This window comes from Corynebacterium sp. HMSC28B08 (genome assembly GCF_001806865.1).
In the GTDB taxonomy this organism is placed as follows: domain Bacteria; phylum Actinomycetota; class Actinomycetes; order Mycobacteriales; family Mycobacteriaceae; genus Corynebacterium; species Corynebacterium auriscanis.
In genome coordinates, this window is the sequence record NZ_KV786161.1 from 51,582 (window position 1) to 65,012 (window position 13,431).

The window sequence follows — 13,431 nt, forward strand, 5'->3', positions numbered from 1 at the left end:
CGCTATCCACCAACAAGGATGTAGACAGGCAACAGTGACTGCAGAGCAGAGCAAGAATCCCGGTACAGCAGTGGCTGTGGCCACGCCCGAACCCCGCAACTCGAAAGAGTTGTGGCAAGGTTTCGCGCAGCGGCCCATGACCACGGTTCGGCGTGCCGTGGAGTATTTCGCTCAGCGGTGGCAGAACTCCATCCAACTCCGCGTGATCGGCAGTGTGTTGTTGGCCTCCCTGTTGGTCACCATGATCCTCGGCTTCGTGCTGATCAGCTTCGTGGGGCAGCAATTGCTGAACACCAAGTACTCCGCCGCCACCGAGGAACTGGATCGCGCCCGTGTGGCCGTTGAGGAGCAAATCAATTCCTCCGATGCCTCCAACCCTGTTGACGTTCGGTTAAGTTCGGCTCGCGCCGTTCTGGCTGATCGTTCCGGGGGCGTGGATCAATCATCTACGGCGGTGTATGACCCGGTTTTGATAGCCCGGGATGTCAACGACGGGGAAACTATCGCGCCGCCATCAGCAAAAATCCCCAACGAATTGCGCCGTTTCGTGCAGCAGGGGCAAGTAGCCTACCAATACGAAACATTTGCCGGCCCTGGCGGATCCTATAAGGCTCTGGTCATCGGTACTCCGGTCTCGTCGGAGATCTCCGGGCTAGAGCTGTACCTAGTCATGCCCCTAGAGGCAGAGGAGACCACGCTGTCGCTCATGCGTGGCTTGCTGACCGCCGGTGCAATTGTGTTGCTGGTACTGCTCGTAGTCATCGCATGGGTCTTCTCACAGCAGCTAACCACCCCGGTGCGTACCGCCTCACGTATCGCAGAGCGTTTTGCTGCGGGGCACTTGCGCGAGCGCATGGTGGTCACTGGCAACGACGAGGTCGCCCGCCTGGCCATCAGCTTCAACGACATGGCGGAAAAGTTGTCCACCCAGATCCGCAACTTGGAGGAATTCGGATCGCTGCAGCGGCAGTTCACGTCGGACGTCTCCCACGAGCTACGCACCCCGCTGACAACCGTGCGCATGGCCGCCGATCTGATCAACGACAATGCGGAGAACCTGGGTCCGCTCACCGCCCGCGCCGCTGCGTTAATGAACAAGGAGCTCGATCGCTTCGAAACGCTGCTGGGCGACCTGCTGGAAATCTCCCGTCACGATGCCGGTGTGGCTAACCTGTCCCGCGAGCGCGTGGATGCCCGGGGCGTCGTCCGCTCGGCCCTGGCACAGGTGCACGTCATCGCCGAGGAGATCGGTACAACCATCGAAGTGAACCTGCCCGAAGAACCCGTCATGGTGGAAATCGACTCTCGCCGCGTGGAACGCATCCTGCGGAACCTCTTTGCCAACGCGGTGGATCATTCCGAAGCTAAACCGATTATTGTCACCATGGCTGTGGGCAAGACGGCTCTGGCGGTTTCTGTGGTGGACCATGGTGTGGGGTTAAAACCAGGTGAGGAGGACCTGGTATTCAACCGTTTCTGGCGCTCCGACCCATCCCGCGAGCGCCGCACTGGCGGCACCGGATTGGGGCTGGCCATTGCGCAAGAGGATGCCCGGCTGCACGGAGGTCGCCTCGAAGCTACGGGCGAACCGGGTGTAGGTGCTTGCTTCCGCCTGACGTTGCCACTGGTTGCAGGTAATCAAACCGAAGAGGCACCGTTGCCACTGGACATCGATCGCACTTTTTCCGTCGACGCCCACGAGGGTGCAAAGAACGAGTCTCCGCGGGCTGAAGGGGGCGTCGAACCAGAAGAAGGCGAGGAAGGTAAAGCATGAAGAAAAACCTGACCGCAGTGATTTGTGCGTGTAGTGCCCTGTCATTGGTAGCGGGATGCACCACCTTGCCGGGGAAGTCCACGCCGGAGGCCATCAGCTCCTACGCACCCGCGCCGAGCCAGGTGGATGTGCCCAAACCCCGTGAGAATCAACCCAGCGACCTGCTGCTGCGTGATCTTTTCGCAGCCAGTGCTCACCCGTTGTCCCGCCACGAGGCAGCGCGCCAGTTTTTGACCCAAGAGGCTAGCGACCGGTGGGATTCGGAAAAGACGGTGCTGATTCTGGACCGCATCGATATTGCCTCCGACGGAGAGGCGACCGCTGACCACATCACGTACAAAGTGCGAGGAAATATCGTGGGGCGCTTGGGCGTGGGCGGAGTGTACCAGCCCGAATATACCGCGTTTCAAACCACGTACGAACTGGTGAAATCCGGCGATGAATGGCGCGTGAACAACCTGCCTAATGCCGTGGTGATGGATCGGGTGGACTTCACACGGGCGTACGAATCGCGGCCGATTTACTTCTTCAACCCGGAAGCTACCTCGTTAGTGCCTGATCGGCGATGGGTGTACACGCGGCAGCAGTCGCCAGGGGCTTCGGTTATTTCTCTGCTCACGGCGGGCCCTCAACCGGCTCTCGCTGATGGGGTCAAGCGACTGCTGCCCGAGGGCGCGACGGCTCAGGTTGCACGCTCGGATCAAGGAGGACTCTCCGTGGAGCTTTCCGGTGTCACTGACCTGTCGGCTGACGTGCGCAAACTGGTGGCGGCGCAAATTATTTGGACATTGGCTTCGGCCGATGTGCGTGGCCCCTACGAGATCAAGGCCGACGGCTCCCCGCTCCTTTCTGACCGTCCAGATGGCGTGATGCTGCAGGACGTCAGCCAATACGATCCGAACGTGGCAGTTGAGGTGCCACTGCGCGCGGTCAGCAACGGAGTGATCTACCAGAATGTGGATTCGGGCAAGGCCGATGCCGTCGGTGGTTGGTTGCGGCAAGTGTGGGTGGAATCCGCTGCGGTATCTCCGCGAGGCGCTATCTTTGCGACCGTCGTGGGCCGCGGTGATGATCAGCGCCGGTTGATGGTGGGGGAAGAAGATGAGGTGCCGCTAACCGCAACTCGAGCGAAGTCCCTGACCCGCCCAAGCTGGGCTCCCGATGGCAATGCCCTGTACACCGTCGCCGATGGCAAAAAGATCATTCGGCTGGCGCGCAACACAGCCAGCGGCCTGCTGTCCGAATCGGAAGTGGATACAGGGGCGTTGGATTCCCTGTTGAGGGACAAAGGCCGGATCAGTGTGTTCCGGGTGTCTCATTCCGGTGCGCGAGCAGTAATGATCATCGACGGGCGGGTGTACGTCAGCGTGCTAGAAACCGGTGAGAACCGCACCTTAAGGCTGGGTAAACCCATGCAAGTCGCCAGCCAACTGGGTGATACGGCGGTTACGGCTGATTGGCACGTTGACGGCTCGCTCATTGTAGGGACCAGGGTTAACGACGCTCCCGTGTTCAATATCGCCATGGATGGATCGGTGGTCACGCAGCTGTCGGCGCAAAATTTGTCGGCTCCAGTGGTGAGCGTGGCCAGCACACGAGACACGATTTATGCAACAGATGCGCGTGCGCTGATGAAGCTGCGCTTTGATGACGAGGAGACCCGTTTCTGGCGCGAAGTGTCCTCGCTGCAATCTCAGCGGGCAGTTCCGCTGCTGGCTTATTAGTTTATGTGCGCTTGTTAGTTTGTGTGCTCTTGTGAATGCGCGGGCGTGGGCACACACCACCTTTATGCGCGGGCGTGGGCACACACCACCTTTATGCGCGGGCGTGGGCACACACACCTCCATTCGCAGAGGGGTAGCGCCACTGCTCGCGTGTGCCTGCACTGCGCACGCACGCACTCGGCCTACTAGCGTAGAGCTATTACAAGGGGAGAACACGCAGCGAACGGGTCTAAGGAAGCCGTCAAAATAAGGGGGAGTGCCGCATGGGGCAGTGGCGGTTGTGGTTGCATGAGGCGGCAAACTTGGTGTTGCGCGCTGATTGTGTGTGCTGTGGCAGCGTGGTCGAGGGAGACGAACGTTTAGCTACACATCAATTGTGCGAAGCTTGCGAATTGGAGTTGCTGAAACCGTGGGAACGGTGGAGCGCACCTGTGCTGGGGGCGGTGGGCGTCGGAATATATACAGCCGGTGCCTATGGTGGTGTGCGGCGAGCATTAGTGCTTTCGGCAAAGGACAGGCTACGGCCAGCCGCGATAACAATAGGCGGTCGGGTGTTCCGGCAGGGGCTGCAGCACGTGGCGGCAAGAGGAGTGGTGCACGATCCGCGTGTGGCGCCGGTGGCGGTGATTCCTGCGCCGACTCGCCGCGCGTCGGCTCGTCAACGCGAGGGGGATGTGGTGGCCCGGATGGCGCACGAGGCCGTGGCTGTGTGGCCGAACGCGCGGGTATTTTCCGTGTCGTGGCTGGATGACCGCGCCCCGGATTCCGTGGGGTTGAACAAGCATCAACGACGGTTGAATGTGGCACGGCACCTTCGGATAGATCCGGTCACTGTGTTGGCGGTGCGACAATACGTGCGGCCGGAGGGATCCGTGGTCATCATCGATGACGTATGCACAACGGGCGCGACCGTTGGTCAGTTGAGCTTGGCTTTGCGCGGGCAGGGGGTGCATGTAGCAGCAGTTCTGACGCTCGCGGGTGTGTGAGGTGCCGGGTGGGGGTAGGCTGCCACGGGCCTGGAGGAACGAACCACAAATCGATGCTACAAACCATTACCGGAGCATTAACGTGGCCTCCGGGGTGACACTAGCTGGTACCAAAATTGGAATCTGTCGTTATTAAATGGGATCAAATGGGGTGCTCCCCACCCACTGTGGTGAATTGTCGGTAAACTCAAAGTGGAAGCAAAGTTCCCCTGAAACGGCTGAATAGCAAACCGGCTACACAGCCTGGGGAGCAGGACCTGGGAGGTTGAAATGTCGACCGATAAGTTCGCAGCCGAAGAACGCACGGAACCAGAAGCGCAGGTGGAAATCACCGGCCGAAACGTTGAGGTGCCCGAGCACTTCGCGGAACGCGTGAAGGGCAAGCTGGCCAAGATTGAGCGACTGGATCCAACCCTGACCTACTTCCACGTAGAGCTGAAGCACGAAGCCAACCCACGGCGTTCGGATGAGTCCGACCGCATCCAGATCACCGCTACTGGTAAAGGCCATGTGGCTCGCGCCGAGGCAAAGGAAGATTCCTTCTACGCAGCACTCGAGGTTGCCATCGGCCGCATGGAGCGCTCCCTGCGCAAGGTGAAGGCTCGCCGTAAGATTTCTCTGGCCGGCCACCGCGCGCCCAAGGGTATTGGCGAGACCACTGCAGCACTGGTAGAAGAAGCCAAACCGGATCGGGCCGAGGACAAGCCTGGCAAGTACGACATCGATCCTTATGAGGATCAGTTCAAACCAGGTCAGGTTGTTCGTAAGAAGGTGCACAAGGCTGAGCCAATGACCGTGGATTCCGCACTTTCCGAGATGGAACTGGTGGGCCACGATTTCTACCTCTTCATTAACGAAGAGACCAAACAGCCTTCGGTCGTTTACCGTCGTCACGCATTCGACTACGGTTTGATTTCTCTGGAAACCGACAAGGCCTAATTGCAATGGCGGGTTGTCGAGGGATCCCCTGACACCCGTTGCTGCCCCTTCCTCCCCGGTTTTTTTGGGGTGGATGGGGCTTTCTTTCTTTGAGCGACGCCACGCTGGTTAGCACAAGCGCTCAATGAGGGTAATATGAGAAACCATTGATTGGGGCTCCTAAGCTAGGGCTCAATAACAACGTTTTAACCCACAAAGATAAGGACACCTCAGACGTGCTAGGACTTTCGAAGATTCTCCGCATGGGCGAAGGTCGCGCTGTTAAGCGCCTCGACAAAATCGCCGAGCAAGTCATGGCTCTGGACGACAAGTACTCCGAACTGAGCGATGAAGAGTTGCGGGCGAAGACCGATGAGTTCAAGAAGCTCGTGCAGGAGGACGGCAAGAGCTTGGACGACATCATGCTCGATGCCTTCGCCACCGCACGTGAGGCTTCGTGGCGTGTGCTGGGGCAGAAGCATTACAAGGTGCAGATTATGGGTGGTGCTGGCCTGCACTTCGGCTATGTTTCCGAGATGAAAACGGGTGAGGGCAAAACCCTGACCTGTGTGCTGCCCGCATACCTCAACGCGCTGTCCGGCAAGGGTGTGCACGTGGTGACCGTGAATGACTACTTGGCTAAGCGTGATGCCGAGTGGATGGGCCGTGTACACCGCTTCCTAGGCCTGTCCACGGACGTTATTTTGTCAGAAAAACGCCCTGAAGAGCGCCGCAAGGCGTATAACGCGGATGTCACCTACGGTACGAACAACGAGTTCGGCTTTGACTACCTGCGCGACAACATGGCGCACAGCTTGGATGACTTAGTACAGCGTGGCCACAATTACGCCATCATCGATGAGGTTGACTCGATCCTCATTGACGAGGCCCGTACCCCGCTGATTATTTCCGGTCCCGTCGACGGTTCCAGCCAGTGGTTCAGTGCCTTCGCCCGAATTGCTCCCAAGATGACCCGCGACATTCACTACGAAATCGACGAGCGCAAAAAGACCGTCGGTATCAAGGAAGAGGGAGTGGAGTTCGTCGAGGATCACCTAGGTATCGAGAACCTGTATGCTCCCGAGCACTCCCAGCTGGTTAGCTACCTTAATAACTCCATCAAGGCTAAGGAGCTTTTCACCCGCGATAAGGACTACATTGTTCGCAATGGCGAGGTAGTCATCGTGGACGAGTTCACAGGCCGTATTCTGGACGGCCGTCGTTACAACGAGGGCATCCACCAGGCGATTGAGGCCAAGGAAAATGTGGAGATCAAAAACGAGAACCAGACTCTGGCGACCGTGACCCTCCAGAACTACTTCCGTCTCTACGACAAGCTGGCCGGTATGACCGGTACCGCGGAGACCGAGGCGGCTGAGCTGAAGTCCACGTACAAGCTGGATGTGGCTCCGATTCCAACGAACAAGACCAATCAGCGTAAGGACAACGTTGACCTGATCTACAAGACTCAGGAGGCGAAGTTCGAAGCAGTGGCTGATGATATCGCTGAGCGCGTAGAGAAGGGTCAGCCGGTGTTGGTTGGCACGACCTCCGTCGAGCGTTCCGAATACCTTTCCCAGCTGCTGCAGCGCCGTGGCATTAAGCACAATGTGCTGAATGCTAAGTACCACGAGCAGGAAGCGGAGATCGTCGCTCAGGCAGGTCGCCGTGGTGCAGTGACCGTGGCTACAAACATGGCTGGCCGTGGTACGGACATCGTGCTGGGTGGTAACCCGGACATCATCGCGGATATTAACTTGCGTGAGCGCGGTTTGGATCCAGTGGAAAACCCAGAGGCTTATGAAGAGGCTTGGGATACCGAGATCGAGAAGGTCCGGGCGGCGTCCAAGAAGGAAGCTGAAGAGGTTCGCAAGGCCGGTGGCCTGTACGTCTTGGGTACGGAGCGTCACGAATCCCGTCGTATCGATAACCAGCTGCGTGGTCGTTCGGCCCGTCAGGGCGATCCCGGTGAGACCCGCTTCTACCTGTCCATGCGCGATGACCTGATGGTCCGCTTTGTGGGGCAGACGATGGAAGCCATGATGACTCGTTTGAACATCCCGGATCACGAGGCCATCGATTCCAAAATGGTGACCAACGCGATTAAGGGTGCGCAGTCTCAGGTGGAGGGTGCCAACTTCGAGATGCGCAAGAACGTCTTGAAGTATGACGAGGTCATGAACGAGCAGCGCAAGGTGATCTACCGTGAACGCCGCCAAATCCTCGAGGGTGAGGATGTGGAAAAGCAGATCCGCGGCATGATCGACGACACGATCAGCGCGTATGTGGATTTCGAGACCCGCGAGGGGTACGTCGAGGACTGGGATCTGGGCAAACTGTGGGCCGCGTTGGAATCCCTGTACGGTCCATCCATGACCCACGAGTCCCTCGTGGAAGGCGAAGAGTACGGCAAGAAGGGCGAGCTGAGCGCGAATCAGCTGCGCGAAGCCCTACTGAAGGATGCCAACGAGCAGTACGACCGGCTCGAAGCAGACGTTGCCGAGCTATCCGGTGATGACGAGCAGATGCGCGGCATCGAGCGCGGTGTGTTGCTCAACGTGGTGGACCAGAAGTGGCGCGAGCACCTCTACGAAATGGATTACTTGAAGGAAGGCATCGGCCTGCGTGCCATGGCGCAGCGCGATCCACTAGTGGAGTACCAGCGCGAAGGTGGCGACATGTTTAACCGGATGAAGGACGGCATCAAGGAGGAAACAGTTCGCCAGCTCTTCCTAGTCCGTAACCAGGTCGCGCAGTCCCGCGGCAACATTCAGGTCCATGATCCTGCCGAGCACCACGAGACTAAGGACGTCTCCCAGAAGCGCCAGCAGATCATCGGTGGATAGTTTCGGAGACTGATCCCGAGGCCTTCAGATCACTTGAATAACCTCAACGTGCCACGCGTGGGTGCGTTGGGGTTTTCTTATGCGCGGATCGAGGCGTCGCCAAGAAAGGGTCCCCACCACCGCCCGCACCCGGTTTCCGAACACCACCGACGCGCAAAACCTGGTTCGTCGGTCGCCACCACCGGGTTGGATATGCAGGCTTTTTATTCCCGACGCCGCCATGGTGCCCCGCTCCCGTGCAACAGTACGCTCAAGATCTGCCAGAGCAAGGGGGGTGAAGGGTGCCCGCTGCAGGGATTTTATGGAGCGACGGCCTGCGAGAGCTTCGAGCCAGAAGGTCAATAGGCGCCCCACGACGGGGTGGGGTGCTCCTACGCAGGGAGTGGAGGGTTCTGCAGGTGGTGTGGCTGCTGGTGACTTGGCAGTTTCGTGCGTCGTGGTTACTGCGGACTTCTGGGCGGCTGCCGGTGACTCGGCGGGGACGCGTGTCTCAGTAGTTTCCTGTGGCGGGGGCGATCCAGGCTCCCGGGTTATTGTGCGCGGTGCTGTCGGGTGAACGGGTGCGGGTCTGCGCAAGTAAACGTAGCCTGTCAGTTGATTCACGAATATGCCCCCGGATTTGTGAAAGCCATGGTCAGCGCCAAGAAAATGGCGGTGGAAGTCCCCCGACTTCGCATCGCAGCCCAGTATAAGCGGTGGGCACGCAACTTCGCAGGGCAATGTTTGGCACAATTGAGCCTATGCGTGGATTAGTAGTTGATTATTGTGGTGTCCTTGACGGCGCCGAAGAAGATCGCCGTCGGTGGCGCAAACTGTTGTCTGCCGCCAAAGCCGAGGGGATTTCTACCGCTATCCTGTCGAATGATCCGGGTGGGGCTGGCGCGGCGCCGATCCGCACGTGGCTGGAAGGTGGCTACGTTGACGCGGTGGTGCTGTCCGGCGAGGTCGGAGTGGAAAAGCCAGATCAGAAGATTTTCGGCATCACGGCAAAACGCTTGGATCTGCCGGTCAACGACCTAGTTCTCGTCGATGACAACATCCTGAATGTGCGTGGTGCCGTGGATAGCGGCATGATTGGCGTGTACTACCAACAGTTCGACCGAGCCGTCGTGGAGATCGCGGGCTTGTTTGGGCTGGAAGGTGAGTTCTAGGGCCCGTTATGACCAAAACCATGCGTGTATACATCCCCGCAACGTTTGACATTTTGGCGGCGTTGCACCGCGAGGGTGAGCACCCCGTGCGCTCTGCGGTGGCTTTCGCACTGACTCCTGCGGTTCGGGAGTACTACACCGGGGGAGACGAGGAAGAGCTGGCGTATAGCGCGTTCCTCGACGCAGCAAAGGCATCCTTACGCCTGCTGTCAATCGGTGACGAGCAGCGTTTCCCGCACCGCCGTGTGGTGATCAGTGCCGATATAGATAGCTCCGCTGTGACTCTCCACCCGGAAGACGGTGAATCAGTTGTTCGGTTGAACCCACCCCGGCTCACCGTGCCACAAATCGCCGCCATCCATGTGGACGATGCTGATGCAGAAGTGGCGACTGCACGGGCTATCGATTTGGTCGACGCCGCAGACTTAGGCGATGAAGATGCTGAATTGGCGATCGGTGATTGCGAAGACAACTTGATGAGTTGGTACGACTGCAAAGAGCTGCCATTTTTGGTTGAACTGATGTAGCTGAGGGGTGCGCCTTCCGACAGCACCTATAATGACCTAGATTTTGCAAGGAATGAATCGAGCAGAGTTAAATCAGACCACGCGTACCGCCCTGCGCGCTACTGCTCCTGTAGCGATGGGGTACGTACCTCTGGGGATGGCACTGGGAGCGTATTCCACGTTTCTGGGCTTCCCCCTATACGTTGCGCCGTTAACGGCGTTTCTGGTGTACGCGGGCTCTATGGAATTTCTATTGCTGGGCATGATCGCTGGAGGGGCAGGGTTACTCCACATAGCGACCAGCACTCTATTAGTCAACAGCCGGCATGCACTGTATGCGTTTTCTTTTCCTCAATCCCTGTTGCGGAATAGGTTCACGCGTATCTATGGTCCCTTCGCCCTCACTGATGAAACATTTGCGTTGATCAACGGGGGATATAACCCTCAAAGTGAACAGGAATTGATTGCAGCCGAGATGGCCAATCACTTTTATTGGGTTTCGGGCGCGGCGGCGGGTGCCGTACTGGGGACCTTCATTCCGGAGTCCTTCGATGGCTTCAATTTCGCGTTGACGGGGCTGTTTGTACTCCTATCCTATGGCTCATTCACGCAAATGAGCCACCGCGGGATGATCATGGCCGCAGCTCTTGTTGCGATGATTCCAGCGCTCTTGCTGCCAAAGGATTACTTCTTGATCGTGGCCATGCTTCTTTTCATCGCCATCGTCTACGGGATAGTGACATATGAAAAGAGGTCGCAGGCTTGATGGTTGCGTCAATTCTCATCGCTGCGCTGTTGACCTTTTTATTGCGATACATCCCCGTGAAACTCTCGTCGCGGATATCTCCCGATGGGACAATGGCCCAAGTCGCAGCTCACATGCCTTTGGGCATCATGGTCATTCTCGTGGTCTATACGTTTCTGGGGGCGGAGTCGAGCCAACAAGCCATGCGTCTAGGCATTGGCGCTGTGGTGGCGTTGTTATTAGAGATCCGGTACGGCAATACCCTGCTGTCGTTTGTGGCAGGCATGGTTGCGTTCTCGGTAACGGTGTTCTGGATTTAGCGTAGCGACGGGCTTTGCAACCTTTGGGAGTGCCACCTATGCCCTCCCACGGAGCGGTTGGTGCTAGGGGGCGAGTATAGGGGGCGAGTATAACAGTCGCAGTCCGGTGCGGCTCGATGTCCACTGCTGCTTACATCTCCCACTCATTGTTGCTGCGCAGGGCCTCGAGCATCTGTCGCACTCCGGCCACGCGTCGCGCGGAAGCCCCTTCCAACCGATCAAGTGCGCATTCGGGATCGGTTGGTGGGCCTAGGTGCGTGCATCCCCTTGGGCAAAGTTCGATGACTTCGCGCAGATCATCAAACACGTTGACCACGGCATCGGGGTTGATATGGGCTAGCCCGAAACTCCGGATACCCGGGGTATCGATGATCCAGCCGTCCGTGGGCAGCTCTAATGCGACTGATTGTGTGGAGGTGTGGCGACCTTTGCCCACGCCACTGACCTCACCAGTCGCCCGTTCTGCAGTGGGAACCAGGCGATTGACCAAGGTGGATTTTCCTACTCCGGAATGCCCGATCACACAATTGACGTGACCGGTGATGAGGCGTTCTAAATCTGCCAGTTCGTCTTCCACCCCGCAGGTGAGAACCCGAACGTTGAGGGCATCGAACTCCGCGGCAAACTCGCGGTAATCCGCCAAGTCGGTTTTCGTCAGGCACAGCACTGGCTGCAAGCCACCCACAAATGCCGCCACCAACGCGCGTTGCACAAAGCCAGCGCGCGGAGGGGGATCGGCCACGGCCGTAACAATCAACAGGTTGTCCGCATTTGCCACAACAATGCGCTCGTAAGGATCCGTGTCGTCGGCAGTGCGACGCAGAACCGAATGGCGTTCCTCTAAGCGCACGATCCGCGCTAGGGTGTCCTTTTTGCCACTGGTATCCCCAACTACCCCCACGCGGTCACCGACCACCACGGCAGTACGGCCCATCTCGCGGGCACGCATGCATGTAACCAGCGTGCCAGAATCGTCGAGAACTACACCCCAGCGACCTCTATCGCGACTGACCACCATACCCAGTTCCGCATCATTGTGGCTGGGACGGTCTTTAGTGCGGGGGCGTGAACCTTTGCCTGGACGGATGCGGACATCGGATTCATCCCATTGGCGGGAATTGCGACGGGCCAAACTACCGCTCCAGTCCCAGCATTTCCGCCCAGCGACGGCGGAAACCCGGCAGGGTTTTCGCGGTGGTGTCGATATCCTCGACCTCAATACCTCCCACGCGCAGCCCGATGATGGCCCCTGCGGTGGCCATGCGGTGATCCGCGTAGGATTCCCAGCGGCCACCGTGCAGCGGAGCCGGATCGATGACGAGACCATCCTCCGTTTCTTGCACGCGCCCGCCGAGGGCATTGATGTTGGCCGACAGTGCCGCCAAACGATTCGTCTCATGTCCGCGCAGGTGCGCGATGCCATAAAGGTGGGATCGGGAATCGGCCAGTGCGGCGAGAGCGACCACAGTGGGTGTCAATTCACCAATATCGTGCATGTCCCACGTGATGCCCTTAAGAGCGCCGGTTCCGCGGACCTCCAAACTGGAATCGTGGGCTCGGTATTCGCATGCCACACCCATGTCGTCCAATAGCACACGGAACTGATCACCTGGCTGAGTCGTGGCCTGGGGCCAGTTGCCGATACGGACGGTTCCGCCTGTGACGGCCGCAGCGGCCATAAAGGGCGTGGCATTTGATAAGTCTGGCTCTACGGTCCACGTGCGTCCCTGGATGGGACCCGGGTGAACGATCCATTCGTTGAAACTGGACTCAACCTTGACCCCGGCCATGCGCAGCATTTCTAACGTCATTTCCACGTGCGGCTGGCTGGGCAGGGCATTGCCTACGTTCGTGACGCGCACGCCGTTGGTGAAGCGTGCCCCAGCGAGCAGCAGGCCGCTGACGAACTGGGAGGATGCGCTGGCGTCGATTTTTACTTCCCCGCCGTCTATGTGGCCACTACCGTGAATGAGGAACGGGAGGCCGTCGGGGTTTTCGTCGCTGATCGTTTCGACTTCCGCACCGAGTGCGCGCAGTGAATCCAGCGTGGTCGCCATAGGGCGTTTCCGTGCCTGCAGGTCGCCGTCGAATTCCACCGTACCCTCGGCGAGTGCGGCTAAAGGTGGGACGAACCGCATGACCGTGCCCGCCAGCCCGCAATGCACCACGCCGCCGGTCAGGTGTGGTTCCGGCACGACGTGCACAGTGGTGCCGTCCGTTCGGATCTGGGTTCCCAGTTGGCGTAGGGACTCCATCATTAGTTCAGTGTCCCGGCTTAACAGTGCTCCGTGAATGGTGGAAGGGCCTTGTGCCAAGGCGGCAAGGATCAACGCCCGGTTCGTGATGGATTTGGAACCGGGAATGTGAACTTCAGCCTCGATGGGTTGAGAGGCATGAGGGGCGGACCACAATTGCTCAGACATAGCTCCATTGTGCCAACATTGGCGGTCATGTGGGCATA

11 protein-coding genes are annotated in these 13,431 nt (G+C 58.8%); 9 read left to right on the plus strand and 2 right to left on the minus strand.

Annotated features, from left to right (window positions below; all coding sequences use genetic code 11):
- Window positions 1–34: 34 nt before the first annotated feature.
- From mtrB to HMPREF3098_RS03955, 9 genes are all read left to right on the plus strand, one after another.
- Entirely contained in the window at window positions 35–1,774 is a 1,740-nt protein-coding gene (gene mtrB / locus HMPREF3098_RS03915; protein ID WP_070434068.1) for an MtrAB system histidine kinase MtrB, read from the plus strand.
- A complete protein-coding gene (lpqB, locus tag HMPREF3098_RS03920) occupies window positions 1,771–3,498 on the plus strand; it encodes an MtrAB system accessory lipoprotein LpqB (protein ID WP_070434069.1) in 1,728 nt (575 codons plus the stop codon). The genes mtrB and lpqB overlap by 4 nt, the downstream gene beginning before the upstream one ends.
- Before the next feature lie 593 nt (window positions 3,499–4,091).
- Window positions 4,092–4,484 carry a ComF family protein gene (locus HMPREF3098_RS11795; RefSeq protein WP_246815835.1) on the plus strand — a complete coding sequence of 131 codons (393 nt, stop codon included), beginning with the start codon at window positions 4,092–4,094 and terminating at the stop codon, window positions 4,482–4,484.
- 270 nt (window positions 4,485–4,754) lie between these two features.
- The gene (gene hpf / locus HMPREF3098_RS03930) at window positions 4,755–5,423 is read left to right on the plus strand and encodes a ribosome hibernation-promoting factor, HPF/YfiA family (RefSeq protein WP_070434071.1); all 669 of its coding nucleotides are present in this window, start codon (window positions 4,755–4,757) and stop codon (window positions 5,421–5,423) included.
- A 215-nt stretch (window positions 5,424–5,638) separates the two neighbouring features.
- Window positions 5,639–8,248: a preprotein translocase subunit SecA gene (gene secA, locus HMPREF3098_RS03935; RefSeq protein WP_070434125.1), complete on the plus strand. Its 2,610-nt coding sequence runs from the start codon at window positions 5,639–5,641 to the stop codon at window positions 8,246–8,248.
- Window positions 8,249–8,988: 740 nt separating this feature from the next.
- Entirely contained in the window at window positions 8,989–9,399 is a 411-nt protein-coding gene (locus HMPREF3098_RS03940; RefSeq protein ID WP_035114815.1) for an HAD family hydrolase, read from the plus strand.
- 20 nt (window positions 9,400–9,419) lie between these two features.
- A complete protein-coding gene (locus HMPREF3098_RS03945) occupies window positions 9,420–9,926 on the plus strand; it encodes a DUF6912 family protein (protein WP_070434126.1) in 507 nt (168 codons plus the stop codon).
- A gap of 52 nt (window positions 9,927–9,978) precedes the next feature.
- Window positions 9,979–10,671 (plus strand): AzlC family ABC transporter permease, encoded by a 693-nt coding sequence (locus HMPREF3098_RS03950; RefSeq protein WP_070434072.1) that lies wholly within the window; start codon window positions 9,979–9,981, stop codon window positions 10,669–10,671.
- Window positions 10,671–10,970 carry an AzlD domain-containing protein gene (locus tag HMPREF3098_RS03955; protein WP_070434073.1) on the plus strand — a complete coding sequence of 100 codons (300 nt, stop codon included), beginning with the start codon at window positions 10,671–10,673 and terminating at the stop codon, window positions 10,968–10,970. The genes HMPREF3098_RS03950 and HMPREF3098_RS03955 overlap by 1 nt, the downstream gene beginning before the upstream one ends.
- A 130-nt stretch (window positions 10,971–11,100) precedes the next feature.
- Here the strand turns inward: HMPREF3098_RS03955 and rsgA are convergent, their stop codons facing one another.
- Window positions 11,101–12,102, minus strand: coding sequence for a ribosome small subunit-dependent GTPase A (gene rsgA, locus HMPREF3098_RS03960; protein ID WP_070434074.1), 1,002 nt, complete (start codon window positions 12,100–12,102; stop codon window positions 11,101–11,103).
- A 1-nt stretch (window position 12,103) separates the two neighbouring features.
- Entirely contained in the window at window positions 12,104–13,393 is a 1,290-nt protein-coding gene (aroA, locus tag HMPREF3098_RS03965; RefSeq protein ID WP_070434075.1) for a 3-phosphoshikimate 1-carboxyvinyltransferase, read from the minus strand.
- Window positions 13,394–13,431 lie beyond the last annotated feature (38 nt).